The organism is Micromonospora sp. NBRC 107095 (assembly GCF_030269705.1).
Taxonomy (GTDB): Bacteria; Actinomycetota; Actinomycetes; order Mycobacteriales; family Micromonosporaceae; genus Micromonospora; species Micromonospora parva.
The window spans coordinates 84,421-111,158 of sequence record NZ_BSTU01000005.1; the positions used below are offsets into that span (position 1 = coordinate 84,421).

Below are 26,738 nucleotides of genomic sequence, written 5' to 3' on the forward strand. Positions count from 1 at the left end.
GGACCAACCGCTGCTCCGCGCAGACCTTGGACAGTTTCCGTGAGGACGTAACGGAAACTGTCCAAGATCTGATGCCGCTGCCCGTCGACGGACTCATTTTCCGGTCGGGCCGCCGGCGAGTTCGGTGACCACGTCGAGGTGGCCGAGGTGGCGGGCGTACTCCTGGACCAGGTGGAACAGCACCCGCTCCAGCGACGCCGGGTCCGCGCCGTCCCAGCGTGGGCCCGGCGCACCGATCTCGGCCAGGTCGTGTGCCGTCACCACGGCAGTGGTGTGCGCGCCCTGCGCCCGCAGCGCCGCCACCAGATCCGCGCGGGTCTCGTCGGGGGCGACGTACCACCGGTCGTCGCGGCGGTCGCCCCACGGCTCGGCGACGTCCCGACCCTGGAAGCCCCACTCGATCCAGCGCCGCTCCACGTGGCGCAGGTGTGCGAGCAACTCCAGCGGGGTCCACCCGGACGGCAGCCGGCTGCGTCGCAGCTCCGGCTCGGCCAGCGCGGACACCCTGGCCACCATGGACTCGCGGAAGTAGTCCAGGTAGCGCAGGAAGACCTCGGCGCGGCTGCCGGCCGGGGCGGTGGGCTCGGGAAACGACGTCACGACCCGGCCGGCAGGTCGCGGGCGCGCTGGCGCACACCCGCGGCGCCGTACGGGTAGTCGCCCACCGGCGGGGCGCTCGCCTCGTCCAGCAGCCGCATCTGTTCGGCGTCGAGGACCAGGTCGGCGGCGGTCAGGTTGTCGTCGAGCTGCTCGGTGGTGCGCGCCCCGAGGATCACCGAGGTGACCGCCGGTCGGGCCGCCAGCCAGGCCAGCGACACCGCCGACATGGACACGCCCCGGTCTTCGGCGATCTGACGGACCACGTCGAGCACCCGCCAGGTGCGCTCCTCGGCGTTGCGACCCGCGTACGCCTCGACGCCGCGCTGCGGGTTCTCGCCGAGCCGCGTCGCGCCGGTGGGCGTGCTGTCGCGCTGGTACTTGCCGGTCAGCCAACCGCCGCCCAGCGGTGACCACGGCAGAATGCCGATGCCCTCGTTCTCGCAGACCGGCACCAACTCGAACTCGATCTCCCGGGCCAGCAGGTTGTACTGCGGTTGCAGGGTCACGATCGGGGTGAGGTTGAGATGCTGGGTGAGCAGGGCGGCCTTCTGCAGCTGCCAGCCGGTGAAGTTGCTGACCCCCGCGTAGCGGATCTTGCCAGCGCGCACCGCGTCGTCGAAGAACCGCAGCGTCTCCGGCAGCGGGGTCAGCGGGTCCCAGGCGTGCGCCTGGTACAGATCGACGGCCTCGACGCCGAGGCGCCGCAGGCTGGCGTCCAGGGCGCGGGTGAGGTGCACCCGGGACAGGCCGGCGTCGTTCGTCCCCGGGCCCATCGGGAACCGCCCCTTGGTGGCGATCACCAGCCGGTCGCGCACGTCGGGTCGGCTGCGCAGCCAGCGCCCGATGATGTCCTCCGAGACACCGGTGGAGTAGACGTCGGCGGTGTCGATGAAGGTGCCGCCGGCCTCGACGAACCGGTCCAGTTGGGCGAAGCTGCCGGCCTCGTCGGTCTCCGCGCCGAAGGTCATCGTGCCCAGACACAGGGTCGACACCACGGTGCCGGTGCTGCCCAGAGTGCGATAGCGCATATCGTCCTTTCGGTCCGAGTGACAAAGCCGATCTTCGCACCCGGCTGGGCCACCTGCACATGGAGGCCGCCGGGCCCCGGCACGGGCACCCACGCAGGCACCTCGCCGGTCATCATGAGCGGGTGAGTGAGCCCGCGACTGACATCGACCGGCCTCACCGGTCGGCCCCGTCACCACCGGCGGGGCGGCAGCCGGAGCCCGGCGCGCGCACCCGCGGCCCGTGGCTGGTGGCCGCCGCCACCAGCGTGACGCTGCTGCTGCTCGCCGGCCGCTACGGCTATCACCGGGACGAGTTGTACTTCCTGCTCGCCGGTCGACACCTCGACTGGGGCTACGTCGATCAGGGTCCGCTGGTCCCGGCGCTGGCCCGGCTGCTCGACGCGGTCGCGCCGGGCAACCTGGTGGTGCTGCGGACCCCGTCCGCGCTGCTGGCCGGTGGCGCGGTGCTGCTGGTCGCCGCGATCGCCCGGGAGTTGGGCGGCGGTCGGGGTGCGCAACTCGTCGCGGCGGTGCTCGCCGCGCTGTCCGGCATCGTGCTCGCCAGTGGTCACCTGCTCAGCACCACCACCGTCGACCTGCTGGTCTGGTTGCTCGCGGCGTGGTGTGCGGTGCGGTTGCTGCGTACCGGTGACAGCCGTTGGGCGCTGGGCGTCGGGTTGGCGCTCGGGGTGGGCATGCTCAGCAAGCTGCTGCCGGCGCTGTTGGCAGTGGGCCTGATCGTCGGGGTGCTCATCGCCGGGCCGCGTCGGCTGCTGCGCGACAGGTGGGTGCTCGCCGCCGCCGGGGTCACCGTGCTGTTGGCCGCGCCGAACCTGATCTGGCAGGCGTCGCACGGCTTTCCGCAGCTCGGCGTGGCAGCGTCCATCTCCGGCGGTGACAGCTCCTACAGTGGTCGGCTCGACGCGTTCACCCTCCAGTTCGTCATCATCAGCCCGTACGCCGTACCGATCTGGATCGCCGGCCTGGTCGCGTTGCTGCGCCGGCCGGCGTGGCGGGCCTACCGGGCGGTGGGCTGGTCCTGGTTGGTGGTGGTGGGCATCGTGCTGGCCGCCGGCGGCAAGGGTTACTACGACGCGCCGCTGTTGCTGGTCCTGACCGCCGCCGGTGCGGTGGTCACCGTGACCTGGGCGTCGCGCGGGTCGCTCTGGTGGCGTCGAGGGTTGCTCGCGCTGGGTGTGGTGCCGTTCCTGCTGCCCAACGTCGTGCTGCTGTTGCCGGTGCTGCCGGCCGACCGGTTGCCCGGTTTCGTGGTCGACGTCAACTACGACGCGGGTGAGACGATCGGCTGGCCCGCGTTCGCCGACTCCCTGGCTGCCGTCCACAGCGGATTGCCGACCGGGGAGCGTTCGCGGGCGGTCGTGCTCACCGCCAACTACGGCGAGGCCGGTGCGGTGGCCCGGTACGGCCCGGACCGTGACCTCCCCCGCGCGTACTCCGGGCACAACAGCATGGTCGACTTCGGTCGGCCGCCCGCCGACGCGGACGTGGTCATCGCCGTCGGCTGGGAGCGCCCCGACCAGCTGAGCACCTGGTTCGAGCAGTGCACCCTCGCCGGTCGGGTGGATCAGCGGGTCGAGGTGGACAACGACGAGAACGGCGGCCCGATCCACGTGTGCCGGGGGCTGCGGCGTCCGTGGGCGCAGATCTGGGACACCGAGGTACGCCACACCGGTTGAGCGCGGTCAGCAAGGGTCAACCGGTGCCGCTGGTCAGCCAGGCCTGGATGCCGACCAGAGCCTCGGGGCCGGAGGTGGCGTCGACGTCGCGGGCGAGGTCGGCGATGGTGACCGCGGCGAGCGCCTGCCGCCACGCGTCCTCGGCCGCCCACATCGCGCGGGCGACGGGGCACGGCGTGGTGCAGGCGTCGGCGGGGGTCGCGAAGGGGCCGCGCTGGCGGATCTCGGTGCAGACGAAGCTCGGGCCGGGACCGTCGACGGCCCGGACCACGTCGAGCAGTGTGACGCTCTCCGGTGCGCGGGTCAGCACATAGCCACCCGATTTGCCCTGCACGGAGTGGATCAGGCCGGCTCGGGCCAGCGCCTGGAGCTGCTTGGCGAGGTAGCTGCTGGAGACGTCGTGCAGTTCCGCCAGCTTGGCCGCCGGAACAGGCGTGTGGCTGGTCGTGAGCACCACGCAGCAGTGCAGCGCCCATTCAACCCCGCCGGACATCTTCATGACGTCACCCTAGTCACCCCGCTACTCGGACCTTGTGTGTCCGAGTATAGTTCCCGGACAGAAGAAGTCCGAGTATCGGCGAGGCATTTCCGCAGCCGGACACCGGACCACACACGTCACTGGAAGGTGCATGAGCATGAAGATCGCCGTACTGGGCGGGACCGGTCTCATCGGGTCACAGGTCGTCAAGATCCTGCAGGCCGCCGGGCACGAGGCGGTGCCGCTGTCGCCGTCCACCGGGGTGGACCTGCTCACCGGGCAGGGCCTGGCCGACGGGCTCGCCGGCGCCGAGGTCGTCGTCAACCTGACGAACTCACCGACCTTCGACGACGCCTCACCCGCCTTCTTCCGCACGACCATGGACAACCTGCTGGCCGCCGCCGCCCGCGCGGGCGTCGGCCACGCGGTGATCCTCTCCATCGTCGGCGTCGACCAGGTGCCCGACCTGGACTACTACCGTGCCAAGGTCCTCCAGGAGGACATCCTGACGGCCGGTCCGATTCCGTACTCCATCGTTCGCGCCACGCAGTTCTTCGAGTTCGTCGACGCGATCCTGTCCTGGACGGCCGACGACACCACCGTCCGCCTGCCCAGCACGCCGGTGCAGCCGATGGCCGCCGCCGACGTGGCGCAGGCCGTCGCCGAGGTCAGCATGGGCGCGCCGTTGCAGGGCATCCGCAACGTCGCCGGGCCCGACGTCTTCGCCCTCGACGAGCTGGGGCGGATCACCCTCGCCGCCCGCGACGACCAGCGCACCGTCACCACCGACGACACCGCCGGCATGTTCGCCGCCGCGCCCGGCGACGTCCTGATCGCCAAGGGCGACGCCGTCATCGCACCCACTGTCTACCGGGAGTGGCTCGCGCGCCGGGCCTGAGCAGGCACAGCCCGCGTCTCGCGGCGGCGATCGATCGCCGCCGCGACGCGCGGGTACGGCGATACCGTGCTGTCAGCCGTATCCCCGAACCCTGGAGAGCCGACTGCATGAGCACGCACTCATCGGCTTCCCGCGTGACCGTCCGGAATGCCGTCGCCGAGGACGCGCCGTTCGTCAACGAGGCCTTGGCCGACACGTTCGGCAGCACCATGATGGCGGTGCACGACGAACTCCTGGACGCCACCGGTGATGCTGCCGCCGTAGCCGAGCGGGACGGCCGTCGCGTCGGGGTGATCACCTACCGCCACGACGGCACCCAGACCTGGGAGATCCTCTCGCTCGCCGCCACCGAGCCAGGGACCGGTGCGGGCAGCGCCCTCCTCGACTGGCTGCGGGCCGAGGCGATCCGTCAACGCGTCACAGTGCTCTGGTTGGTCACGACCAATGAAAATCTGGCGGCGTTGCGCTTCTATCAGCGGCGCGGCTTCGACCTGGTACGCGTCGATCGGGATGCTGTGACCCGGGCCCGGCAGCTCAAGCCCAGTATCCCGCTGGAGGACGACGGCATCCCCATCCGACACGAACTGGTGCTCGAGTTGCGTCTCTGACCAGGGCTTCAGCCCACCAGCCGACGCAAGGCCGGCTACTGGCGCATCCCACCCTGTGGCGTGCGGGTCCCGGCCCGCCACTCGTGCGCCAGCATCGCGAAGACGAGTTGGTCGGCCCACTCCCCCTTGAACAGGTAACTCTCGACATGGCGGGCCTCCTGGCGCATGCCCAGTCGCGTCATCATCCGGGCCGACGCGGTGTTGCGACCGTGACACCGACCGTAGACACGGTGCAGCCCGAACTCGGCAAACCCCCAGGCCAGCACCGCGGTGGCGGCCTCCGTCGCCAACCCGCGACCGCCGTGGTCGGGGTGGAAGACGAACCCGATCTCGGCGGTACGGTCCAGTTGGCTGCGCCACACCAACTCCACGATCCCGATCACGCCGGCGTCGGTGACCACGGCTGAGGTCAGGCAGTCACCCTCCGCGCGCCACGCGTCCTCGCCCGCCATGGCCAGCACCGACGCCCGGGACTGCTCACGGGTACGCGGCTCGGCGCCGAGCATCCACCGCACGACGTCGGGTCGGCGCTGGAACGCGTACACGTCGTCGAGGTCGTCGATCGTGACCGGGCGCAGGACGAGCCGCGCGGTGCGGATCGGATAGGTCGGCTGGAACATCACGCGATCGTAGAGATCCGCTCGGAGCGCTCGGGTGCCGGTCGATCGGTGTCCGGGCGTCCGGGCAGCAGCAGCGGGCTCGCGAGGATCACCAGCCCGGCGACCGTGATCGCCGTGCGCGGGCTGGTGGTCTGCGCGAGCAACCCGCCGAGCGCGCTGAGAACGGCGATGGCCGCACCGCTGCCGATCGACCAGGCAGAGAGGGTACGGACGACGCGTTCCTTCGGAGTCTGTTGAAGGCGGTAGGTGGCGAGTACCGGGTTGTACAGACTCATGCAGATGATGATCGCGAACTCGACGGCGATCACCGTGCCGAGACCGACCAGGCCCGGCTGCACGACGGCGAGGCCGATCAGCCAGATCGCGCGCAGCGTGCCCACGGTGCGGATGATCCGGTGTTGGCCGTAGCGCGCCACCACGCGACGAGCCAGGCGTGACCCGATGAGTCCGCCCACACAGGGCACAGCGAACGCGAGACCGTACTGCCAGGGCGGAAAACCCAACTCGCCGAGCAGGAGCACGGCCAGCAACGGCTCCGTGGCCATGATCAGTCCACTGACGAGCACCTGGTTGAGGTAGAGCGCCCGCAGGCCGGGGTGGGTGAACAGGTGCCGCCAGCCGTCCAGCAGCTCACCGGTCCGGACCCGGGCCGCTCCGGTGCGCCGAGGATGATCCTCGTGGCCGCGAATGGCCGCGATGCCCAGCGCGGAGAGCAGGTAGCTGAGCGCGTCGGCCACGACAGTGACGACCGGCCCGAACAGGCCCACCGCTGCGCCGCCCAGCGGCGGTCCGAGCGCGATCGCGCTCCAGGTCGTCGACTCGAACCGCGCGTTCGCCACCAGCAGGTCGTCCGGCCGGACGAGGGCCTTGAGGAAGGCGCCGCTGGCCGCGTTGAAGCCGATCTTGGCGGTGGCGAGCACGGCCGAGACGACCAGCAACTGCCCGAAGCTGAGCCGGCCCAACGCGTACGCGACGGGGATGGTCAGCAGGACCGCGAACCGGGCCAGGTCCATCCCGATCATCACCGGCCGCTTGCGGTGGAACTCCACCCACGGCCCCAGCGGCAACGCGATGAGCGCGCCCACCGCCGGCCCCAGCGCGGCCAACACGGACACCTGAGCCGGGCTGGCCCGCACCACCAGCACGGCGATCAACGGCAACGCCCCGAACCCCAGCCCCGACCCGTAGGCGCTGACCGCGTACGACGCCCACAACCAGCCGAACCGCCGACCCAGGGATCGCCTCGCGGACAAGCCGCACCTCCCGCTCCCGACAACTCATCGTTGACCGCCACGATCACAGCAAGGCCACGGACCGTGGATCAAACAACCGGACGAGCGGCGTGCCACAACCAGACGTTGTGTCACTAGGGTTCGTCAGGTGAACCTCGACGCCGTCCGCACCTTCGTCGCCGCCGTGGACGCCGGCCAGTTCCAGGACGCCGCCGCCACGCTGTCGATCACCCAGCAGGCCGTCTCCAAGCGCATCGCGGCACTGGAGAAGGACCTCGGCGTACGGCTGTTCACCCGCACGCCTCGCGGCATCGCCCTCACCGTCGACGGTCAGACCTTCCTGCCGCACGCCCGTGAACTGCTGCGGGCCGAGGCGCGCGCCGACGCCTCCGTACGCCCCGGCCGGCGGGCACTGCGCGTCGACGTGCACAGCCGACGCATCGCACCGGCCGTGCTGCTCCAGGACTTCCACCGCGCGCATCCGCGGATCGAGCTGGATGTGGTCACCCTCGACGCCGACGTGCACGCCGCGATGGCCGCCGTCGAGGCGGGAACTGTCGACGTCACCTTCCACGCCGTCCCCGTCGCCGCGCGCCACCTGCCCGCCGCGATCAGGACCAGACGGGTGATCGACGAGCACCACGAACTGCTCGTCGGCCCACGCCATCCGCTCGCCAACGCCCGCACCGTCACGCCCGCGCAACTGGCCGAGCACCGCATCTGGATGCCCGGCCTGGCCCCCGGCACAGAATGGGCCGACTACTACGACGAACTCGCCGTCGCGTTCGGCCTCACCATCGACCTGGTCGGGCCGGTCTTCGGCAACGAGGCGCTGCTGGCCGAGATCGCCGACTCCGCGCAGTTGGCGACCCTCGCAGGCGAGCGCACCCGGTACCTGTGGCCCGACAGCTACGACCTGCGCCGGATACCGGTACGCGACCCGGCGCCCATCTACCCCATCTCACTCATCTGGCGCGACGACAACCCGCACCCGGCGCTGCGCGCACTGCGTGAGCACCTCGACTCCCGCCGGATGCCGACCCCCGACGCCGAGGTCTGGCTACCTCCCTGGGGTTGAGACGACGCCGGGACAACTGGGTACGGTGGCCCCGTGCTCTCGGCCGTGAAGGGTTTGTCCCGCTACCACACCGAGGAGTCGCTGCGCGCGTACCTGCTCCAGCGCTCGCACCGCGCCGGGAGCGGCTGCCTCATCGTCCACGGCTACGGGCCGCGACGCGGGGTGCATCAGAAGGTCGCCGGCCGCGCGTGGGCGCACATCGCCGCGTACGTGGTGCTCGTCGGTGACTACGACCCCGCCCTCGACGTCGACCAGACCTGTGGGGCCGCCGACTGCATCGAACCAACCCACCTACGTCAGGTCAGCCGCTCGGAAACCTGCCGAACCCGGTCACAGTCAGCGCAGTGCCGCAACGGCCACGACCGGGAGCTCGATGACGCGACGGGTCGCTACCGGCGGGTCTGTCGGGCCTGCAACCGGGAGGCGCAGCGTCGGTGGCGTGAACGCGAGGCCGCCGAGGTGGCGCACGCGCGCGCCTCGTACGGCCGCACGTAGCGCGCGGCCGGCGGTCGAGTGAACGAAGCCGGCCGTACGGCGGGTGTGGCCGGCCGGAAACCCATCCTTAGGCAGATGTCCCGGGCGGCTCGGTGTGACAGTTTTGCCCCGTGACGACAGTTGATCGTGAAGTGCAGCCCCGGCACCGTGTCCTCACGGTGGTGGTCGGTGGGGTTCTCCTCGGCGTGGTGGACCTGGTGCTGCAGCTCGGTCTGCCGTACCCCTGGGCGAACCTGGCCAATTCCAGCGCCGTCTGGGCGGTCGGCGCGTTCGCCATCGGATGGTGGCTCCGCGCCGACTGGCGGCGGTCCGCGTTCGCCGGGATCGTGCTGCTGGTCGTCGCCGTGGAGGCGTACTACGTCGCGGCGGTCGTCTTGTTGGACGACAGCGCGCAGAACCTGTGGTCCTCGACGACGTTCGTGTGGCTGTCGTTCGGGGTCCTCGCCGGCGCGCTCTTCGGGGTGGCGGGTGGGCTGAGCCGCTACGGGCAACCGTGGGTTCGAGCGATCGCCGTGGCCCTGCCCGGCGCGGTCCTGCTCGCCGAGGCGGCCACGCTGTTCCACCGCAGCGCACAACCCGGCCACGACTCGCACTACCGCACCGACAGCCTGCAGACCGCGGTGATCGAAGCGGTGTTCGGCGCCGCACTGATCCTGGTGGTCGCTCGGACCAATCGGGTCCGCCTGCGGGCGATCGCTGCGGCAACGGCACTCGCGGTGCTCGGCTTCGCCGCGTACACCATTGCCGGCTTCGGCAGCTGATCAGTGCCGCATCAGCCCCGTCCTGCGAATGGGCTCCCCATGCCCCGTTGGCGGTGTGTTGCGATGCAGGTCAAGCCCGATGTCGATGACCACGGAACGCTCCAGGGTGGCGACCTGTGCCAGCGGCACCCACTGCGCCAGGTCGGTCGTGCCGCCCGTCTCGGATCGCAGCTCACCGCCCGCGATCCGAGCCCGGTAGAAGACAGCCAGCGTGTGCAGGTCGACAACCCCGCCGTCGTAGCTCTCGACGGTCCGGGTCCGCGAGTTCACACCGAGCAGCAGCTCGACCTGCGCCTCGTACCCCGTCTCCTCGGCCACCTCCCGTACGACGGCGTCGAACGGATCCTCGGCGTGCTCAACCCCTCCACCAGGTAGCGTCCAGTGCCGCCGCGCCCGGTCCGGTGAGACCCAGCGGGCGAGCAACAGATCATCATCTCGCAAACACACCGCGTACGCGGCGACCCTGAGCCGTTGTGCGATCACAGGTGACAGGATCCCGCAGTTCGCGGGCTAGGCGTCGCCCCACCGACACCATCCTGATCCATTACGCACAAGAACTGTCATTATGATGTACGCACGATATGCCCCTTTCGTGACGGTGAATTATCGGATTGCTGTTACCGGTAAACCTTTAATTGCCGTGAGGGGGATGGACGACGTCGCGTGCGGGTGGGTCCCGCGCTTGGCTGGCTGTCCCGGCCTTCACAGGGCTGTCGGTGGCAAGCGGTGTCAACGCCCGCTATCCGCACGCCGGACCACTGCCGACTATGGCGCGATCGCTGGACGAGGGAGACGGGGAACTGCCCGTCTCCCTCGATTCGGGTTCTGGCCCACCTGCCAGCTCGCTCAGGCCGCGGCGCGGTCGGTCAGTGGGCGGCGACGCAGTGCGGTGTCGGTCAGCGAACGCGGGGGCATGGGAGCGTTGGGGTTGTACAGGTTGGTCCCGGGCGGCACGATCTCGTCGATTCGGTCGAGGGCAGCATCGTCCAGGGTCAGCGCGGCGCCCTTGAGGAGATCCTCCAGCTGCGGCATGGTCCGCGGTCCGATGATCGCCGAGGTGACGGCCGGGTGGGCCACGGTGAACGCAATGGCGAGCTGTGGGAGGGTGCAGCCGACGTTTTCCGCGAGTTCGACGAGCTGCTCCACGACGTCGAGCTTGGCGGCGTTTTCCGCAAGCGTGGGATCGAATCGTTCCGGCCGGATCGTGGGACGGCCGGTTGACAGGTCGATGGGCTGGTTCTTGCGGTACTTGCCGGTGAGGAACCCGAAGGCCAGTGGGCTCCAGACGAGCACGCCCATTCCGTAGCGCTGGCAGACGGGCAGGACCGAGGCCTCGATCCCGCGGGCCAGGATCGAATACGGCGGCTGCTCGGTGCGGAAGCGTCCGAGGCCACGACGCTCGGAGACGTGATGGGCCTCGACGATCTCCTCGGACGGGAACGTCGAGCAGCCGAAAGCGCGAATCTTCCCCTGGCGCACGAGGTCGCTGAGGACCGAGAGCGTCTCCTCGACGTCGGTCGAGTCGTCGGGGCGGTGGACCTGGTAGAGGTCGATCCAGTCGGTGTTCAGGCGCCTGAGGCTGTCCTCGACCGCCTTGAGGATCCAACGCCGCGAGTTGCCACTGCGGTTGCGGCCCTCGCCCATCTGGAAGTGAACCTTGGTGGCCAATACGACGTCATCACGGCGGCCCCGCAGCGCCTTGCCGACGATCTCCTCGGACTCTCCCTGCCCGTACATGTCAGCGGTATCGACAAAGTTGATCCCCTGGTCCAGGGCGGCATGGATTATACGAACGCAATCGTCGTGGTCGGAGTTGCAACCATCCTGGAACATCATGGTCCCGAGGCAGTAGGCGCTGACGTGAATGCCCGTTCCACCGAGGGTGCGATAGCGCATGGTGATGCTCCCTTACTGATTCAGCCGTGATCACGGAGCGACAGAAGCGTCGACCGCACGGGAACCCTAGGATCTAGAGTTGGCTCTAGGTCAAGCCGCTACCCTGACCGGCATGGCTGAGGTCACCACAAATCTGAGCATCGGGCAGGTCGCCGAACGCACCGGCTTGAGCGTCCATGCGCTGCGCTTCTACGAGCACGAGGGCCTCTTCGTCAACCCTGTGCAACGTGGACCTGGCGGGCGCCGTGTCTACAGCCAGGATGACGTGGACTGGCTCACCGTCTGCATCATCCTGCGCGCCTCCGGCATGCCCCTGCCCGCGCTACGCCGATACGCCGACCTCGTCCGGCAGGGAGCCGGCAACGAGGAGGAACGACTCACGCTCATGCGCGAGCACCAAGCCCACGTCACCACCCAGATCGGCAAACTCGCCGAGTGCCTGGACCTGATCAGGTTCAAGGTCGGGGTGTATGAGGACATCCTCGACCCGGACAGCGCTGGCGACCGCCAGTGCCACGCCGCATCTCCTTCGGCGAACGACGAAGACGCCAACAACATCGGGCTCACAGATGGCCCGCGAGGACCACTGGCGCCGGATCCGGCGCTCAGCCTCTAGCGCGTGCTTGTCAATAGGTTGCAGTGTTCTGCAGAAGAGCACCCCTAGGCACGGTACCCACCACCATTCCGCTCCAGCGTTTACGGTCAGGTCGTCACTGTCAGCTCCTGCGAAAGCGAGAAACCGTGTCAGCGTCCAACCGCCCCTCGCCGGTGATCACGCAATTCGCGGCCCGCGCCGGCGACCACAACGACCGGGCCATGCAGGCGTCGGGAATGATCGCGGCCGAACTCGCCGCTCGGCTGGGTTCAACACCGGTTGTCATCGGGTCACCCGAACCCGCGCTGTGTACCGACTGGGAAGAAGAGCTGGCTGCGGCTCGGCCGGCACTGCGCGCCATGGCAGAGCATTTCGACGAGTTGTTGCGCGACAGCGCCTTTCCGGTCACGGCGCTGAGCCGCTGCGCGGTCGCTCTGGCGACCCTCCCGGTCGTCGCCAGGTATCGCCCGGACGCGGTGGTCGTCTGGTTCGACGCACACGCAGACCTCAACACTCCCCAGAGCAGCACGACCGGCTACCTCGGCGGCCTCGCCTTCAGCGGCCCGCTCGGTATGTGGGACTCCGGTCTGGGACAGGGGCTGAAGCCAGAGAACGCGATCCTTTGCGGGGCACGTGACATCGACCCGGCCGAGCAGTCCCTGATCGATGATGGCGTGATCACGCTGGTCGGGCCAGGACCGGACCTGGCGAAAAGGTTGCGGGCCGCGATCGCCGGCCGTCCGGTCTATGTGCACCTCGACTGTGACGTCCTTGAACCCGGCATCGTGCCCACCGACTACCTCGTTCCCGGCGGCCTCACACTCAGCGACCTCAGATCTGCCGCGCTCGCCATAGGCGAGTCCGACCTCGTCGGCGTGGAGATCGGCGAGTTCGAGGCCGGGGAAGACGCCAATGGCCTCCCAGTCCACCCCGGTCCGCTCTTGGACGCCCTTCAGCCGCTACTCCACACGGCAGTGCGCCTCGACACTCTCGATCATGCTGTTCCGTAAGGGGTTCTTCCAAGGAGCCCTATCCGGAGCAACCCGGGGTCACGAAGGCGACCCGTCGACAGGGGTGCGCCCGCCTGGCGGTTGGAGCCAGCGATCAAACCAGGCGTGGGTGCGGCGCAAAAGGTCGAGTTGGTGGTTGCGTTCCCGGATCGAGTGACCCTCTCTCGGGTACATCACGAACTCGTGCTCGACGTCGAAGTGGCGCAGCGCCCGGTGCAGATACACGGCGTGCCCGAAGGGAACGTTGGTGTCCTCGGCGCCGTGCACGATGAGCACCGGGGTGCGGATGTGACTGGCGAAGGAGATCGGGCTGACCGCGTCGTGCGGGTGTGGTCCGATGCCCGACCATCCGGTGCTGCCACCCAGCGCCGCCTCGAACTGGCCGTTGTCGCCGGTCGCGGCGAGCATGCCCCAGTCGACGATGCCGGCGCCGACCAGCGCGGCGCGGAAACGGTCGGTCTGGCCGACGGCCCAGGCGGACATGAAGCCGCCGTGGCTCCAGCCGGCGATGCCCAGCCGGTCGGGGTCGGCGATGCCCTCGGCGATGAGCAGGTCGATGCCGGTCAGGATGTCGCTCCACTCCTGCTGACCGACCCGGCCGGCGACGCTGGCGGCGAACTCGTGCCCATGGCCCTGACCGCCGCGCGGGTTGGGCAGGAACACCGCGTAGCCGGCGGCTGCCATCCACTGCGCGCTGGGGAACCAGAACAGCTGACAACGATCGGCGTAGCGGTCGTACGGGCCGCCGTGCACGATCGTGACCAGCGGGAACGGGCCTTCGGACGCGGTTCTTCCGACCGGGAGGACGAGCAGGCCGTCCAGGTCGAGGCCGTCGGCGGCACGGTAGGCCAGCGGCTGTTGGGTGCCGAATGTGATGCCGTCGAGTTCCGGACGGGTGTGGGTGACCCGTCGCAGCGGCCCCGTTGGCGCTCCGATGTGCACATTCGGCGGTTCATAGCGGGCGCCGGTGCGTACCGCGATCGTGTCGCCGGTGGGGGTGGTGGTGAGGTTGTCGAGACGTCCGGGGTGATGCGACAGGGTGGTGAGGTCTCTGTGGTCGAGCCGGGCCACTGTGGTGTTCAGGCCGTCGGCGAACACCACCAGCGGGGCGGTGTCGGTCTGGCAGAGTTCGGTGGGGCACATCGAGAGGCCGGCGGTGCGGTTGCGGAGGACGCGGCTCTCCACTGCCAGGTCGAACACGGCGGTGCCGGCGTGCAGAAGCGGCGGGGTGAGCGCGAGGTAACCGAGGTGCCAACCGTCCTCATCCGGCCACCAGGCCAGCGATCGTGCGTCGACCGCGACCGGTCCGAGGTTCTCCGCCGTTCCGGTGGTGGGGTCGAACAGGTGCAGTTGGTTGGTGCGTGGGCCGTGGTCGTTGTCGGGGCTGGCCCAGGTCAGCACGGCGAGTGGGCCGCCGTCGGGACGTTGCTGCACCTCCACGACGTGCCGGTCACCGAACACCTGCGGGGTGGCCACCCGGCCGGTACGCAGGTCGAGCAGGCGCAACCGGGTACGCGGTCCGCCCTCGCCGACCACGATGGCGTCGTCACGGTCCCGGGTCCGCCGCGCGTCCCGCTCGGTGGGTTCGTCCTCGGCGAGCAGCGCGACCAGGTCGGGATCGCTGAGCGGCAGGTGGTCGATGACGCCGCCGCGCCAGCTGGTGCACGTTGTCACCGTGCCGTTGGCGAGGGTGAGGCGGTGCAGTTGCGGGGTCCCCCGCTCGGCGCGGTCGGACAGGAAGAACAGCGTCTGCGAGTCCGCCGACCAGCGTGGCCGGGACTCGGTTGCGGTGTCGGCGGTCGCCCGGCGCGACGCGACATCATCGGTGTCGACGAGCCGGATTTCGGTATCGAGGTGGTCACCTGCCCGGCTGAGGGGAGCGAGCACGTAGCAGAGCAGGCGCCCGTTCGGGGCGAGTGCCGGGGTCTGCGGCTCACGACCATCGACGACGAGGTCGGCCCTCAGCCCTGTCATGCGGTCAGTCTGCCAGCACCGGCGTGGCACCACGAACCGGTGCACCGCTGACACGTCCACACCGGACTCTTCCACGGCGACGTCGAGGCACCTCGTCCCGCTGTTGACGGGTGCGAGGAGGAAGCCGATGACCTGTGCCAGGCAACCTGGTGAACCACCGGCCAGTGTGACGCCGATTCCGGTGGGGTGTCGTGGCGACGTCCCGGCATACCGGGACGTCGCCGCGCTCGGCACCTGGGTCGTTCTACCAGATCAGTGGACGGGCCGGCCGAACCAGCGGGTGAGGTGGTGGTCGAGATCCCGCTGGTCGTCGCCGATCCAGGCGACGTGGCCGTCGGGGCGGAGCAGGACTCCGGGAGCGTCCAGCGCCGCGGTGGAATCGGCGAGGTGGTCGACCCGGTCGGACCAGCCGCCGACGGTCAGGCGTTCGGTGCGGTCCAGCAGCAGGCCACGGCCGCGGTGCAGCAGACCGTAGAGGTGCCCGTGCTTTACGTCGATGTCGGGCAGCCGGCGACCGAGCAGGTCAGGGCCTTCGCCGAAGTCGTAGCGGATGCCGATGGCGGTGATCTTTTTGAGCAGGTGCAGGTTCACCTCGTCGAAGTCCATCAGCTCGATGAGCAGCCGGCGCACGGCCTGTGCGCCCGGTTCGGTGGACAGCAACTGCGTCTGGGCCCGGGTGTTGTCCAGCACGTCCTCGGCGACCGGACGTCGTTCGGCCTGGTAGGTGTCGAGCAGGGTCTCCGGCGCCCAGCCGCGGACCTGTGCGGCCAGTTTCCAGCCGAGGTTGACGGCGTCCTGAACGCCGAGGTTGAGGCCCTGTCCGCCAATGGGGGGATGGATGTGCGCCGCGTCGCCGGCCAGCAGCACCCGTCCGACCCGATAACGGTCGGCCAACCGCATGGCGTCGCCGAAGCGGGACAGCCAGCGCGGGGAGTGCACGCCGAAGTCGGTCCCGGCTACGGCGCGCAACTGGCGCTTGAAATCGTCGAGGGTGGGCGGTTCGGCGCGGTCAGTGACGGCGGCGGCGGGGACCAGGACGCTGTAGACGCCGACTCCTGCTGGCCGCAGCCAGAACCGTTGATGGCTCTCGCGGATCTCGGCCACCTTGACGGCGATCTCCTCCGGCGGGACGCCTACTGCCATCTCGCCCATCAGGCTCTCGGTCCGTGCCGGCTCGCCGGGAAAACCGACGCCGAGCAGTTTGCGAACGGTGCTGCGTGCGCCGTCGCAGCCGACGAGGAAGCGCGAGCGCAGCCGTTCCCCGTCGGCCAGCTCGACGGTCACCCAGTCGTCGTCCTGCTCGACGGCGGCGACCGCCCGACCGCGCCGTACCTGCGCGCCCAGTTCGACGGCGTGCTCTTCGAGCAGACGTTCGATGACCGGCTGCGGAATGCCCAGCAGGTAGGCGTACCGGGGGTCCAGGCCCGTGGGGGCGGGCTTGGGGATGGCGGCGAAGAAGGCGCTGGCCGGACGCTGCCGCCCGTGTGGGAGGACGCGTTCCAGCAGCCCGCGCATCGCCATCAGCTCCAGGCTGCGGATGTGCAGGCCGACGATGCGGACGGCCGACGGCGGCTCGGTCTCCTTCTCCACCACGAGTACCCGGACGTCGTGCAACCGCAGCTCGGCGGCGAGCATCGCACCGGTCGGCCCGCACCCCGCGATGATCACGTCGTACGTGCGGGGGTCGCTATCGGTGCTACAGGTCGGCGATGACGGGCGGCCGCTGACGACGGAGTCGGGCTCGATGGGGCCGGTCGACAAGGGTTCGGCGGTGAAATGCGCAGGGTGCACAGGTGTTGCCTCTCGGGAGTGCCGTGTGGGCAGGGCGCTCCCGGCGACACCTATGTCAGTCGCCCGACCGTGACGGCAAGGGGGAGCACCCACATCGCTACAACGTTCATGGGTCTCACCTCCTCGGGTGGTGTCGCGGTCAGGGGCACGCTATCTCCCCCGGCGCGGTCGCGTCGAGCTCTTTCCCGCCGCCGAGGTGATCAGGCGGCCGGGTGGGTCAGCGATCGGTGGAGCCACTCGGCCATCAGCGCGCGTTCGGCGTCGGTGAGCCCCGGCAGGTCGGGCAGCACCGTCGCGAAGGTCACCGCGACCGTCTTCGTGGTCGTGTCGGGTGTCGCCGGGGTTACCGACAGGATGCTGGTGAGCACGGCATCGAGCATGGCCTCGCTCAGGCCGGGGTCGCGCTGCTCGGAGGGCGTTCCGAGGAGCGCGAGGATGGTTCCGTGACCCGCTGAGTGAATCATCATGAGGGCGCGTTGTTCGTCGACCCGCAGCAGACCGGCTGCGGCGAGTCGCCGGACGCGACGACGGAGCACGTCGAGGCCCGCGACGGTCGCCGGCGAGGGTGCCCCGCTCCCCCGCGCGGCCATCAGGGCGTACAGCTCGGGGTGTGTCAGGCCGAACTCCACGTGGGTGCGCCATCCGGTGCGCAGCTCCGCGACCGGATCGCCCGTCGCGACGTGCGCGGCGACCGATTTGCCGCTGACGTAGCTGGCCATGACGTGTTCGGCGACGGCGTCGATGAGGCCGTCCTTGTCACCGAACAGGCGGTAGATGGTCGGCGCCTGCACACCTGCGGCCTGGGCGACGGCGCGCGTCGTCACCGCGTTCGCGCCCTTCTCGCGCAGCAGTTCGGTTGCTGCCGCGACGATGCCCGTGCGGACGTCGTCGCGGGATGCCATGTCCTGCGTCGTCACCATGAATCGATGCTAACAGCGACTTGTTAACTACGAATTATCACTGCTATCGTCTAGATGATAACGCCGATAACAAGGAGTGTGCAGCATGTTCGTCGTCACCGGTGCCACTGGTCAGCTCGGGTCCCAGATCGTCGACCGACTGCTCGACCGGCTACCACCCGACGCGGTGGGCGTGAGCGTGCGCGACGTCGACCGGGCGGTGGGCCTCGCCGAGCGGGGTGTGCGGGTACGCGCCGGCGACTTCACCGACCCGGCCACGCTGGAGCACGCCTTCGAGGGTGCCGACAAGGTGCTCGTCGTGTCCGCCGCCATCCGTGGGGCCGGCGCGGTCGCCGCGAACCGCGCCGCCATCGACGCCGCCCGCGCCGCGGGAGCCAAGCGCATCCTCTACACCAGCCACCAGGCCGCCTCCCGGGACTCGCTGTTCGCCCCCCAGCCGACCCACGCCGCGACCGAGGAGCACCTGGCCGGGCTAAGCGTTCCCTTCACCGCCCTGCGCAACGGGTTCTACGCGAGCACGCTCAGCCTCTGCATCGGTGCGGCGGTGCAGACCGGTCAACTCGTGGCGCCGGCGGACGGCCCGGTGTCCTGGACCGCGCACGCCGACCTGGCCGAAGCCGCGGCCATCGCCCTGGCCGAGGAGGGCCTGCTCGACGGCATCACGCCGGCGCTGACCGCAGCGCAGGCGCTCGACCTCGAGGCGGTGGCCGCCATCCTGAGCGACATCACGGGCCGCACCGTCACCCGGGTGGTCGTCAGCGACGACCAGTGGCGGTCGGCCGCCATCGCAGGTGGCATGCCCCCGGCGGCCGCCGACTTCACCCTCGGCATGTACCGCGCGTCGCGTCGCGGTGAGTTCGCCGTCACCGATCCGACGCTGGAGACCCTCATCGGGCGCCGTCCGACATCCGCTCGCGCAGCGCTCGAAGCCATCGTCGCCCAACGTTGACGAGCCGGGTCGGCGGAGGTTGACCCTCGACCGGGTTGAGGCTCGACCATCGGCGACATGACCGAGCAACCGACCGCCGACCCGACCATGACCCGCATCATCGAGGCCGTGCAACTCGGCCAGGGCGGCGCACCCGCCCAGGCCCGTGCGCTGCTCACCGCGCTGTGGGACGACATCGGCCCGACCGGGGACGCCCTGCACCGCTGCACCCTGGCGCATCACCTCGCCGACCTGCAGGACAGCACCGAGGCGGAGCTGAGCTGGGACGAACGTGCCCTGGCCGCGGTGTCCGAGCTGACCGACGAACGCGCCCAGCGATACCTGTCCTCACTGCAGGTTCAGGCGTTCCTGCCGTCGCTGCACCTCAACCTGGCCGACTGTCACCGACGGCTGGGTAACGTCGGTGCGGCTCGGGAGCACCTCGCCCGAGCCCGGGAACACCTGGTACGGCTACCGGACGACCCGTACGGCGAGAGCATCCGCGTCGCCGTCCGTGACTTCGTCGAGGACGATCCGACCGACCACCGGCGACACTGAGCGGTCACCGGTCCTGGTGCGGGACGGTCGTCCGGTAGGCCTGCGGTGAACGTCCGTAGCGAGCCCGGAAGAGGCGACTGAAGTGGGCCTTGTCCCGGAATCCCCATCGGGCGGCGATGGCCTGGATCGGCTGCCGTACCAGCGGGTTGGCGAGATCACGCCGGCACTGCTCCAGGCGTTTGGCGCGGATGAGTTCGGCGACTGTCGTCGAGTCCCCTTCGAACAGGCGGTGCAGCGATCGCAGCGAGATGTGGTGGACGGCGGCGACGCTGCGAGGGCTGAGCTCGTCGCTGTCCAGGTGGCGGTCGATGAAGTCGACGACGCGAGCCCGCAACGCGGTGTGCCGGGCCTCCGGCGACAGGGTGTCCTCGATGTCGAGGTACTGGGCGAACGCGGCGGCGAGCAGGTCCAGCGCCACGCTGCCCAGCACCTCGGCCTGGGCCGGCTGGTACTGCTCCGGGTGCGCGGCGATGCTGCGCAGGTGGTGGACCAACAGCCCGCCGACGCCGACGTGCGACGGCAGCGGCGTGGCCAGCAGCCGGCGGATCCGGTCCGGCGCCACTGGTAGCGACGGGTGCGGTATCTGCACGGTGATCGTGTGGGCGAGGCCGGGGCCGTCAGCGCTGTGCCGGGCGACGTGCGGCCGCGCGGTGTCCAGGAGCGTGAAGTGGTTGTCGGGTTGGAGGGTGTTCTCGGTGCGATCCTGGATCAGGCTGCTGCGGCCGGTCAATGGCAGTGCGAGCTGGTAGACGTTCTCCTCGACTCTGCGGGCCAGCTTCGCGGGCCGGGCCGAGTCCAGCGACGGGTACCGCAGGGCGGTCATCCGGATGCTGCCGAGATCGATGGCCTGGGCGTACGCGACGAAGTTGTCCAGTTGAGCGCTGCTGATGTGCGCTGGCCCCGTCTCCTGGGCGACCAGGGCGTACCAGAACTCGAACCGGTCCGCCGGTGGTAACACCGTCGTGTCGACCACCCGATTGGGCAACACTCTGCTCGCCTCCCCCCGCATGCGAGGATGGATTCTTGCACGCTTCGATCCGTGGTACCGGTGACGGGATTCTCGTACGCGGTGCTTCCCAGGGGGTTGGTGAGTGTCAGTGGTGACCGGTGCCGACCTGCTGGAGGCGGCCGAGGAGATGACCCGGGTGCTGGCGCCACACCGCGACCGCGACTGGTCGGTGCCCGCCGGCCCGCTGAGCTGGAGCTGCTGGACCACCGCGGCGCACGTCGCGCACGACCTCATCGCGTACGCGGGCCAGGTCGCCGGCCGCCCGGATGACGGCTATCTGCCGTACGACCTGCGGGTCTCCCCCGGCGCGAGCCCGACGCACGTGCTCACCGTGGTGCGAGCCTGCGCCGGGCTGCTCGCCACCGCCGTCGACGCCGCCGGCCCGGACACGCGGGCCTGGCATTGGGGCCCGTGCGACCCGGCCGGTTTCGCCGCCATGGGCGTGGCCGAGACCGTGCTGCACACCCACGACATCACCCTCGGCCTCGGTGTGCCGTGGCAGCCACCGCAGCGACTGAGCGCGCTGGTGCTGCGGCGGCTCTTCCCGGACGCCCCGGCCGGTGCGGCACCCGAGGTGCTGCTGTGGATGACCGGCCGTGGTGAGTTGCCCGGCCGGGCCCGGCGCACCTCCTGGGTGTGGCGGGCCAGGGTGGACTGACACCTAGGCGTGCAGGGTGTGCCGGTGGCCGTCGAGCGGGAACGGCGGCCGGGCCGGCATCACCTCGTGGAACACGAAGCCGCACTTCTGCGCCACCCGGCAGGACGCCACGTTGTCCACCTGGTGCAGCAGGTCGAGACGCGTGACCTCGGGGAACCGGTCGAACGCCCAGCGGCTCAGTGCGGTTACCGCGCGGGGGGCGACCCCACGACCGCGCGCCCAGGACGCCGTCCAGTAGCCCACCTCCGGCGCCGGGCGCTGCGGCGTGATCCCCTTGAGCACCACGTTGCCGACCAGCCGCGCGCCGTCGGCCTGCTCTTCGACGACGGCGAAGGTGTACCGGCGGCCGGCGGCCCGGTCCCGCAGTGTGCCCTCCAGCCACCGTCGGGCCTCGGCGGCGTTGGTCACCGGATGACTGGTCCAGTGCCGCAGGACCGGGTCCCGGTACGCGTCCACCAGGTCATCGAGGTCGTCGGCACACCACTGACGCAGGGTGACACCCGGCGTCGAGGGTGTGCCGGGTGCCGGTGATCCGATGAGCATCGGCACATTCTGCCGTGCCCGTGGCCGTGGGGTCAGCCCCGACGGCGGCGCCACCGCTGCCACCAGCCCCAGCGCGACGGTCCCACGGCGGTCACCGCTTCCGTGACGGTGACGGTGGCCTCGGGGCGGGCCCGCTCGGCCCGCCAACGGCTGATGACGTCCTCGGTGTTGACCGGGCGCACCGCGACCCGGGGCCCGTCGTCGGGGGAACGCAGCCACGCCACGATCTGTACGTTCAACTGCCCGACGAAGTCCCGCACGGACTGCTCGGTGGGCAGGTCACGGACCTCGTCGGGGACCTGCTCGACCCGTCGGCGCAGTTGCAGCGACGTGGGCAGCAGCAGGTCACTGGGGAGCGCCTCGCGCTCCAGGAAGCTCTTGATCCACCACGCCTCGTCGTACGGCGCCCCACGACCGGGGATCGGCTTGCCCATGCCGGGCAGGTCGTCGAACTCGCCGCGTTGAACGGCATCCTGGATCTTCGCCTCGACCGACGCTTCCCACGCCTCAACCACCCTGCGGCACCTCCCCCGGCCACCGTAACGCGCCGCTTCCGGTTGGCGGCACGCCTGCGCCACTGATCAGCGCGCCCGTGACGGTGGGCATTCCCGCCGTGGCCGCCGGGTGCCGGCAAACGCGAGTGGATCACTCCGGATCGCAGGCCACGGCTCGCCAGGTGGCCCTGGGTCGGGACGTTCGTCCCGATTACGGTCTGTGTGGGGTCTACCGAACGGGGGAATCGTCGTGGTCGGTGCGGGCGCACTGCTGGGTATCGCGCTGGTGGCGTTGGGGCTGGTGCTCACGCCCGGCCCGAACATGGTCTACCTGGTGTCCCGCTCGGTGGCGCAGGGCCGCCGGGCCGGGCTGGTCTCGCTGCTCGGGGTGGCCGCCGGCTTCGGGGTCTACCTGGCGGCGGCGGTCGCCGGTCTGGCCACCGTCTTCGTCCTGGTGCCGACGTTGTACGCGGTGGTGAAGCTGGCCGGCGCCGGTTACCTGCTCTGGCTGGCCTGGCGGACGCTGCGTCCGGGCGGCGGGTCACCGTTCGCCCCCACGCCGTTGCCACCGGACCCGCCCCGGCGGCTGTTCACCATGGGCCTGGTCACCAACCTGCTGAACCCGAAGATCGCCATCCTGTACGTGTCGCTGCTGCCCCAGTTCATCGACCCGGCCCGGGGGCACCTCGCCACGCAGAGCCTGCTGCTCGGTCTGACCCAGATCGCCGTGGCGTTGAGCGTGAACGCGATGATCGTGCTCAGCGCCGGCGCCCTCGCGGGGTTCTTCGCCCGCCGGCCGACGTGGCTACGGGTGCAGCGCTGGGTGACCGGCACCGCCCTGGCCGCGCTGGCCGTCCGCATCGCCGCCGACCGCTCGCGGGCGGCTGTCGCCACGCCCTGACCCGGCGCACCGATGAGGTTTCCGCGTCGCGCTCGTCGGTATGTGTGAGATCGACTGACGAGAGGCGGACACGATGCGGAAACTGATCTTCGGCATGAACGCGACACTGGACGGTTACGTCGCCGCGCCGGGCGACGACATCAGTTGGAGCGCCCCGAACGACGAGCTGTTCCAGTGGTGGCTCGACCGGGAACGGGCGGTCGCGCTGTTCCTGTACGGGCGCAAGCTGTGGGAGACGATGAGTTCCTACTGGCCGACCGGCGACCAGCAGCCGGGTGCCACCCCGGCGCAGGTCGAGTTCGCGCGGAACTGGCGGGACACGCCGAAGGTGGTGTTCTCCTCGACGATCGACAAGGTCGACTGGAACACCCGTCTGGTTACCGGCGACGCGGTCGCCGAGATCACCCGGCTCAGGGCCGAGGACGGCGGGCCGATGAGGGTTGGTGGCGTGACGCTCGCCGGCGCGGCGATGCGGGCCGGCTTGGTCGACGAGTTCGAGGTTGTGACCCACCCGGTGCTGCTGGGCAGCGGCAAGCCGCTCTTCACCGCACTGGACAGCTGGGTGAACCTGAACCTGGTGGAGACGCGGACGTTCCCGGGCGGCGTGACGCTGGCCCGGTACGAGACGAGGCGATAGAAAGGTCACCTGCCCGGCCCGTGTCTGGATCTGTGATCACCGTGTCGGTGGCAGGTCCAGCCATGGTTTGTCGGTGGCGTCGAACCCGGTGAGTTCGGCGATCTTCCCGTCGACGATGTGCAGCACGGCGATGGCGAACAGCCGGTACTGCGAGTCGCCCGGGGCGCGCAGGTAGAGCGCGGCGGCTGGCATGCGGTTGACCGTCGTGGTCATACCGCGCCAGTCGTCGTGGCCGCTCTGGAAGAGCCCACCGGAGATCCAGCCGTCCACCGCGTCCCTGGCCGTCGTGGTCACGGTGCCCGGGTCGGGCAGCATCGCGAAGCGCAGGTCGTCGCGCAGCAGGGACATCAGCCCGTCGAGGTCGTTGCGCTCGTGGGCGCGGATGTACGACTTCACCGCGCCGCGCTCGTCGCTCGACAGCTCGTGGGTGGCGGGGCTGCGCCAGTCGAGGCGGCGGTCGGGCAGCTGCTCGCGCATCGTCACGCGGGCCCGCTGCAGCGCGCTGGTCACCGATGCGACGGTCAGCTCCAGGGCGTCGGCGGCCGTCGACGCCGGCCAACCGAGCACGTCGCGCAGGATGAACACCGCCCGCTGGCGCGGCGGTAGGTGCTGGACGGCGACGATGAACGCCAGCTCGACCGTCTCCCGCGCCACCACCGATTCCTGCGGGTCCTCCGGGAGCATCCGGTCGGGGTACGGCTGCAGGTACATCAACTCGGAGTCGGAGTCCGGCAGCGCGGACGGTACGGGTGTGCGGTTGGTGCGCTTCTTCAGGAAGTCGAGGCAGGCGTTCGTCGCGATCCGGTACAGCCAGGTCCGCAGGGCCGCGTGGCCCCTGAAGGACTCCCGCTTGTGCCACGCGCGCAGGAACGTCTCCTGCGTCATGTCCTGGGCGTCCTCGTAGTTCGCGAGCATCCGGTAGCAGTGCACCTGCAGCTCACGCCGGTGGCGCTCGGTCAGGAGCGCGAACCGCGCGGCATCTCCCGCGCGGACCGCCGCGATGAACGTGGTCTCGTCGGCGTCCAACCGGGCGGCGTCGGTCATGTCAGCGATCCTTCCAGCGGTGCGAGCGGCCACCAGATCTGACGACCTGGCGGATCATTTCTGATCGCGCCGTCACGGTCACGCCCGAACCGCTGCCAGCCTCGGCTACCTGTCGCCGGTTTCCGGCGTACTCCGGGCGGCCCCCCGGTGCCGGTCGACCATCCCGGCGGCCAGCGGCGCGGCGTCCAGGTCACCGGCGGCGAGCCGGGCGGCGAGGGTACGACGCACCAGCCGGTCGGCCAGCGCGGGCGCGTGCCGGCCGACGGCCATCTCCAGCCGGCCACGGGCGGTGGTCGCCACGTCCCGGGGCGCCCGCCGGGCGATGGCGGTCCGCAGGATCGCCGCGACCACCCCTTCGACCGGCTCGGGGCGGGACACCCCCCGCAGGGACAACCCGGCCTCGGCGGTGCTGTCGTGAATCGGTGAGGCGACCATGCTCGGGTAGACGACGCTCACCCCGACGTGGGTGCCCACCTCGTGGCGCAGCGCGTCGGCGTAGGCGACCAGGGCCCGTTTGCTCACCCCGTACGCGGCGGCGAGCGGCAGCGGCAGCACCGCCATCCGGCTGGCCACGAAGATCACCCGTCCGCGGGCGGTGAGCAGTGCGGGCAGCGCGGCGGCGGTGGTGCGCCAGGCGGCCAGCAGGTTGACCTCCAGTTGCCGGCGGACCACCTCGTCGGGAGGCAACTCGGCCGGCGCGGGACCACCGACCCCGGCATTGTTGATCAGCAGGTCGAGCCCGCCGAGCCGGTCGACGGCGGCCCGCACCGCCGCCGGCACGGCGTCCGGGTCGGTCAGGTCGCAGCCGAGCACCGGCACGTCGTCGTCGGGGCGGGCGTGCAGGTCGAGCCCCACCACCCGGGCGTCGGCCGCGCTCAGCGCCGCGCCGAGGTGGCGGCCGAACGTTCCGCTCGCCCCGGTGACCAGCACCCGCCGACCGGCCAGCGACCGACCGCTCACCGGGCTGCCCGCACCGCGGACGACGCGCCGGAGCGGGCGCGGCGCGCCCCGGCGGTCAACTCCCGGGCCAGCTCGGCCAGGTAGACGTCGAAGTCCACCCGCATCGCCGGGCGGCGCTGACCCCACCGGGCGGTAGCGGCCCGTAGCTCGGCCCGGCACACGGCGCGCTGCCGGTCCGGGTCCGGCAGCGCGTACCGGCCGGCGAGGTGCGCCGCGATCAGCTTGGCCTGCGCCTCGACCAGCGGGAACGCGGAACCGGTGGACTGCATCAACCCGACGAAGCTCAGACCGGGGGCGTCGGGGTGGAACACGTGCCGGTACAACGGCAGGGTGTCGGCGCCGCCGGCGAGCAGCGCCGGGTCGAGGAACGGCACCTCCACCCGGTAGCCGGTGCACCAGATGATCAGGTCGACGGTGTCGCTGCGGCCGTCGGTGAACTCCACCCGGTCGCCGTCGAGGGCCGCGATACCGGGCCGGGCCTCGACGTCACCGTGGGTCAGCCGCGACAGCAACCCGTCGGAGAGCGTCGGGTGGTCCTGGAGGAAGCCGTGCGTCGGCGCGGGCAGCCCGTAGCGCGCCGGCTTGCCGACGGTGGCGCTCAGCATCGTCTGGCTGACGCGTTGACGCAGCCGCCACGGCAGTCGGCGGGCCAACGCCCCGTTGAGGGTGTCCGAGGGGCGACCCAGCAGGTACTTCGGCACCACCCAGACGCCCCGGCGCAGCGACAGCAGGGTGCGGGCCGCCGCGTACGACGCGTCCACGGCGATGTCCATCGCGGAGTTCCCGCCGCCGACGACCAGCACCCGTCTGCCGGCCAGTTGTTCCGGGCCCCGGTAGTCGTGGCTGTGCATCTGCTCGGCGGTGCAGGCGCCGGGGTAGCCGGGATCCGGCAGCCGGGGCACCCGGTTGTGCCCGTTGGCGACGACCACGGCGTCGACGGTGACCTCGACCGGGCCGGTCGGGCCGGTGGCGGCCACCGTCCAGGTGCCGGTGGGGTTGCGGGTGACCCGCTCGACGGTGTGCCGCAGCCGGATGGTGTCGGCCAGCCCGAAGCGCGCGGCGTAGTCGGCGAGGTATCCGGCGACGCGCCGGTGGTCGGGGTAGTCCGGCCAGTCGGTGGGCATCGGGTGGTCGGCGAACTGGGTACGACCGCGGCTGGTGTTGAGGTGCAGCGTGCGGTACGCGGGTGAGTCGGGTGCCCCGTACACCCAGAGGCCGCCGACCTGTTCGGCGGCCTCGAAGCCGACCGTCGGCACGTCGGCGTCACGTAGTGCCTTGACCGCGGCGAGCCCGGCGGCGCCGGCGCCGATCACCGCCACCCGCTGTGCTGCGCCCATCGCTTCGCC

At 70.7% G+C, this 26,738-nt stretch carries 29 protein-coding genes; 13 read left to right on the forward strand and 16 right to left on the reverse strand.

Annotation, left to right across the window (positions count from 1 at the left end):
* Positions 1–93: 93 nt before the first annotated feature.
* Positions 94–600, reverse strand: coding sequence for a DinB family protein (locus QSK15_RS23250; RefSeq protein ID WP_285796267.1), 507 nt, complete (start codon positions 598–600; stop codon positions 94–96).
* Positions 597–1,628, reverse strand: coding sequence for an aldo/keto reductase (locus tag QSK15_RS23255; protein WP_285796268.1), 1,032 nt, complete (start codon positions 1,626–1,628; stop codon positions 597–599). The genes QSK15_RS23250 and QSK15_RS23255 overlap by 4 nt, the downstream gene beginning before the upstream one ends.
* A 122-nt stretch (positions 1,629–1,750) precedes the next feature.
* Here QSK15_RS23255 and QSK15_RS23260 point away from each other — a divergent pair, with 122 nt between their 5' ends.
* On the forward strand, positions 1,751–3,304 hold the full coding sequence (locus QSK15_RS23260; RefSeq protein ID WP_285796269.1) for an ArnT family glycosyltransferase: 1,554 nt from the start codon (positions 1,751–1,753) through the stop codon (positions 3,302–3,304).
* 16 nt (positions 3,305–3,320) lie between these two features.
* Here QSK15_RS23260 and QSK15_RS23265 read toward each other — a convergent pair whose 3' ends face one another.
* A complete protein-coding gene (locus tag QSK15_RS23265; RefSeq protein ID WP_285796270.1) occupies positions 3,321–3,803 on the reverse strand; it encodes an RrF2 family transcriptional regulator in 483 nt (160 codons plus the stop codon).
* Between the two features lie 136 nt (positions 3,804–3,939).
* On the opposite strand from QSK15_RS23265, the gene QSK15_RS23270 reads away from it, so the two are divergent.
* Both QSK15_RS23270 and QSK15_RS23275 read left to right on the forward strand, forming a co-directional pair.
* A complete protein-coding gene (locus tag QSK15_RS23270) occupies positions 3,940–4,680 on the forward strand; it encodes an SDR family oxidoreductase (protein ID WP_285796271.1) in 741 nt (246 codons plus the stop codon).
* A 134-nt stretch (positions 4,681–4,814) separates the two neighbouring features.
* Positions 4,815–5,288 (forward strand): GNAT family N-acetyltransferase, encoded by a 474-nt coding sequence (locus QSK15_RS23275; protein ID WP_285796272.1) that lies wholly within the window; start codon positions 4,815–4,817, stop codon positions 5,286–5,288.
* A gap of 35 nt (positions 5,289–5,323) precedes the next feature.
* Here QSK15_RS23275 and QSK15_RS23280 read toward each other — a convergent pair whose 3' ends face one another.
* Both QSK15_RS23280 and QSK15_RS23285 read right to left on the reverse strand, forming a co-directional pair.
* Positions 5,324–5,908 (reverse strand): GNAT family N-acetyltransferase, encoded by a 585-nt coding sequence (locus tag QSK15_RS23280; RefSeq protein WP_285796273.1) that lies wholly within the window; start codon positions 5,906–5,908, stop codon positions 5,324–5,326.
* The gene (locus QSK15_RS23285) at positions 5,908–7,161 is read right to left on the reverse strand and encodes an MFS transporter (protein ID WP_285796274.1); all 1,254 of its coding nucleotides are present in this window, start codon (positions 7,159–7,161) and stop codon (positions 5,908–5,910) included. Before QSK15_RS23285 ends, QSK15_RS23280 begins: the two co-directional genes overlap by 1 nt.
* Before the next feature lie 127 nt (positions 7,162–7,288).
* On the opposite strand from QSK15_RS23285, the gene QSK15_RS23290 reads away from it, so the two are divergent.
* From QSK15_RS23290 to QSK15_RS23300, 3 genes are all read left to right on the forward strand, one after another.
* Positions 7,289–8,218, forward strand: a complete 930-nt coding sequence (locus tag QSK15_RS23290; RefSeq protein WP_285796275.1) for a LysR family transcriptional regulator — start codon at positions 7,289–7,291, stop codon at positions 8,216–8,218.
* A 33-nt stretch (positions 8,219–8,251) separates the two neighbouring features.
* Positions 8,252–8,713 carry an HNH endonuclease gene (locus tag QSK15_RS23295; RefSeq protein WP_285796276.1) on the forward strand — a complete coding sequence of 154 codons (462 nt, stop codon included), beginning with the start codon at positions 8,252–8,254 and terminating at the stop codon, positions 8,711–8,713.
* Between the two features lie 110 nt (positions 8,714–8,823).
* Complete coding sequence (locus QSK15_RS23300) at positions 8,824–9,474, forward strand: DUF6518 family protein (protein WP_285796277.1); 651 nt, start codon at positions 8,824–8,826, stop codon at positions 9,472–9,474.
* Here QSK15_RS23300 and QSK15_RS23305 read toward each other — a convergent pair whose 3' ends face one another.
* Positions 9,475–9,957 (reverse strand): NUDIX hydrolase, encoded by a 483-nt coding sequence (locus tag QSK15_RS23305; protein WP_285796278.1) that lies wholly within the window; start codon positions 9,955–9,957, stop codon positions 9,475–9,477.
* Between the two features lie 363 nt (positions 9,958–10,320).
* Complete coding sequence (locus QSK15_RS23310; RefSeq protein ID WP_285796279.1) at positions 10,321–11,370, reverse strand: aldo/keto reductase; 1,050 nt, start codon at positions 11,368–11,370, stop codon at positions 10,321–10,323.
* 112 nt (positions 11,371–11,482) lie between these two features.
* Between QSK15_RS23310 and QSK15_RS23315 the strand changes: the two genes are divergently transcribed.
* Together QSK15_RS23315 and QSK15_RS23320 are read left to right on the forward strand one after the other, a co-directional pair.
* On the forward strand, positions 11,483–11,986 hold the full coding sequence (locus QSK15_RS23315) for a MerR family transcriptional regulator (protein ID WP_285796280.1): 504 nt from the start codon (positions 11,483–11,485) through the stop codon (positions 11,984–11,986).
* Between the two features lie 125 nt (positions 11,987–12,111).
* Positions 12,112–12,975: an arginase family protein gene (locus QSK15_RS23320; protein ID WP_285796281.1), complete on the forward strand. Its 864-nt coding sequence runs from the start codon at positions 12,112–12,114 to the stop codon at positions 12,973–12,975.
* Positions 12,976–13,014: 39 nt separating this feature from the next.
* Here QSK15_RS23320 and QSK15_RS23325 read toward each other — a convergent pair whose 3' ends face one another.
* From QSK15_RS23325 to QSK15_RS23335, 3 genes are all read right to left on the reverse strand, one after another.
* Positions 13,015–14,949, reverse strand: a complete 1,935-nt coding sequence (locus QSK15_RS23325) for a S9 family peptidase (protein WP_285796282.1) — start codon at positions 14,947–14,949, stop codon at positions 13,015–13,017.
* 252 nt (positions 14,950–15,201) lie between these two features.
* Positions 15,202–16,617 carry an FAD-dependent monooxygenase gene (locus QSK15_RS23330; RefSeq protein WP_285796283.1) on the reverse strand — a complete coding sequence of 472 codons (1,416 nt, stop codon included), beginning with the start codon at positions 16,615–16,617 and terminating at the stop codon, positions 15,202–15,204.
* Positions 16,618–16,940: 323 nt separating this feature from the next.
* Positions 16,941–17,660 carry a TetR/AcrR family transcriptional regulator gene (locus tag QSK15_RS23335; RefSeq protein ID WP_285796284.1) on the reverse strand — a complete coding sequence of 240 codons (720 nt, stop codon included), beginning with the start codon at positions 17,658–17,660 and terminating at the stop codon, positions 16,941–16,943.
* A gap of 85 nt (positions 17,661–17,745) precedes the next feature.
* On the opposite strand from QSK15_RS23335, the gene QSK15_RS23340 reads away from it, so the two are divergent.
* Positions 17,746–18,609 carry an NmrA family NAD(P)-binding protein gene (locus tag QSK15_RS23340; protein WP_285796285.1) on the forward strand — a complete coding sequence of 288 codons (864 nt, stop codon included), beginning with the start codon at positions 17,746–17,748 and terminating at the stop codon, positions 18,607–18,609.
* Between the two features lie 57 nt (positions 18,610–18,666).
* Positions 18,667–19,146: a hypothetical protein gene (locus tag QSK15_RS23345; protein WP_285796286.1), complete on the forward strand. Its 480-nt coding sequence runs from the start codon at positions 18,667–18,669 to the stop codon at positions 19,144–19,146.
* A gap of 4 nt (positions 19,147–19,150) precedes the next feature.
* On the opposite strand, the gene QSK15_RS23350 is transcribed toward QSK15_RS23345, so the two are convergent.
* Positions 19,151–20,134: a helix-turn-helix domain-containing protein gene (locus QSK15_RS23350; protein WP_285796287.1), complete on the reverse strand. Its 984-nt coding sequence runs from the start codon at positions 20,132–20,134 to the stop codon at positions 19,151–19,153.
* A gap of 112 nt (positions 20,135–20,246) precedes the next feature.
* On the opposite strand from QSK15_RS23350, the gene QSK15_RS23355 reads away from it, so the two are divergent.
* Positions 20,247–20,813: a maleylpyruvate isomerase N-terminal domain-containing protein gene (locus QSK15_RS23355; RefSeq protein WP_285796708.1), complete on the forward strand. Its 567-nt coding sequence runs from the start codon at positions 20,247–20,249 to the stop codon at positions 20,811–20,813.
* Positions 20,814–20,816: 3 nt separating this feature from the next.
* Here QSK15_RS23355 and QSK15_RS23360 read toward each other — a convergent pair whose 3' ends face one another.
* Together QSK15_RS23360 and QSK15_RS23365 are read right to left on the reverse strand one after the other, a co-directional pair.
* The gene (locus QSK15_RS23360) at positions 20,817–21,356 is read right to left on the reverse strand and encodes a GNAT family N-acetyltransferase (protein ID WP_285796288.1); all 540 of its coding nucleotides are present in this window, start codon (positions 21,354–21,356) and stop codon (positions 20,817–20,819) included.
* A gap of 32 nt (positions 21,357–21,388) precedes the next feature.
* The gene (locus QSK15_RS23365) at positions 21,389–21,871 is read right to left on the reverse strand and encodes a DnaJ family domain-containing protein (protein WP_285796289.1); all 483 of its coding nucleotides are present in this window, start codon (positions 21,869–21,871) and stop codon (positions 21,389–21,391) included.
* Positions 21,872–22,100: 229 nt separating this feature from the next.
* On the opposite strand from QSK15_RS23365, the gene QSK15_RS23370 reads away from it, so the two are divergent.
* On the forward strand, positions 22,101–22,751 hold the full coding sequence (locus tag QSK15_RS23370) for a LysE family translocator (RefSeq protein ID WP_285796290.1): 651 nt from the start codon (positions 22,101–22,103) through the stop codon (positions 22,749–22,751).
* Between the two features lie 73 nt (positions 22,752–22,824).
* Positions 22,825–23,388, forward strand: a complete 564-nt coding sequence (locus QSK15_RS23375; protein WP_285796291.1) for a dihydrofolate reductase family protein — start codon at positions 22,825–22,827, stop codon at positions 23,386–23,388.
* A gap of 36 nt (positions 23,389–23,424) precedes the next feature.
* On the opposite strand, the gene QSK15_RS23380 is transcribed toward QSK15_RS23375, so the two are convergent.
* The 3 genes from QSK15_RS23380 to QSK15_RS23390 form a co-directional block, all read right to left on the reverse strand.
* The gene (locus QSK15_RS23380; protein ID WP_285796292.1) at positions 23,425–24,432 is read right to left on the reverse strand and encodes an RNA polymerase subunit sigma-70; all 1,008 of its coding nucleotides are present in this window, start codon (positions 24,430–24,432) and stop codon (positions 23,425–23,427) included.
* A 105-nt stretch (positions 24,433–24,537) separates the two neighbouring features.
* Positions 24,538–25,392: an SDR family NAD(P)-dependent oxidoreductase gene (locus QSK15_RS23385; RefSeq protein WP_285796293.1), complete on the reverse strand. Its 855-nt coding sequence runs from the start codon at positions 25,390–25,392 to the stop codon at positions 24,538–24,540.
* On the reverse strand, positions 25,389–26,729 hold the full coding sequence (locus QSK15_RS23390; RefSeq protein WP_285796294.1) for a flavin-containing monooxygenase: 1,341 nt from the start codon (positions 26,727–26,729) through the stop codon (positions 25,389–25,391). Before QSK15_RS23390 ends, QSK15_RS23385 begins: the two co-directional genes overlap by 4 nt.
* Positions 26,730–26,738: the final 9 nt, after the last annotated feature.

Coding starts and splice junctions, on each gene's coding strand:
- QSK15_RS23335 (WP_285796284.1), bottom strand. CDS start 17,660: ATGGTGACGACGCAGGACATGGCATCCCGCGACGACGTCCGCACGGGC.
- QSK15_RS23360 (WP_285796288.1), bottom strand. CDS start 21,356: ATGCTCATCGGATCACCGGCACCCGGCACACCCTCGACGCCGGGTGTC.
- QSK15_RS23390 (WP_285796294.1), bottom strand. CDS start 26,729: ATGGGCGCAGCACAGCGGGTGGCGGTGATCGGCGCCGGCGCCGCCGGG.
- QSK15_RS23255 (WP_285796268.1), bottom strand. CDS start 1,628: ATGCGCTATCGCACTCTGGGCAGCACCGGCACCGTGGTGTCGACCCTG.
- QSK15_RS23375 (WP_285796291.1), top strand. CDS start 22,825: ATGCGGAAACTGATCTTCGGCATGAACGCGACACTGGACGGTTACGTC.
- QSK15_RS23340 (WP_285796285.1), top strand. CDS start 17,746: ATGTTCGTCGTCACCGGTGCCACTGGTCAGCTCGGGTCCCAGATCGTC.
- QSK15_RS23310 (WP_285796279.1), bottom strand. CDS start 11,370: ATGCGCTATCGCACCCTCGGTGGAACGGGCATTCACGTCAGCGCCTAC.
- QSK15_RS23280 (WP_285796273.1), bottom strand. CDS start 5,908: ATGTTCCAGCCGACCTATCCGATCCGCACCGCGCGGCTCGTCCTGCGC.
- QSK15_RS23380 (WP_285796292.1), bottom strand. CDS start 24,432: ATGACCGACGCCGCCCGGTTGGACGCCGACGAGACCACGTTCATCGCG.
- QSK15_RS23270 (WP_285796271.1), top strand. CDS start 3,940: ATGAAGATCGCCGTACTGGGCGGGACCGGTCTCATCGGGTCACAGGTC.
- QSK15_RS23325 (WP_285796282.1), bottom strand. CDS start 14,949: ATGACAGGGCTGAGGGCCGACCTCGTCGTCGATGGTCGTGAGCCGCAG.
- QSK15_RS23315 (WP_285796280.1), top strand. CDS start 11,483: ATGGCTGAGGTCACCACAAATCTGAGCATCGGGCAGGTCGCCGAACGC.
- QSK15_RS23345 (WP_285796286.1), top strand. CDS start 18,667: ATGACCGAGCAACCGACCGCCGACCCGACCATGACCCGCATCATCGAG.
- QSK15_RS23265 (WP_285796270.1), bottom strand. CDS start 3,803: ATGAAGATGTCCGGCGGGGTTGAATGGGCGCTGCACTGCTGCGTGGTG.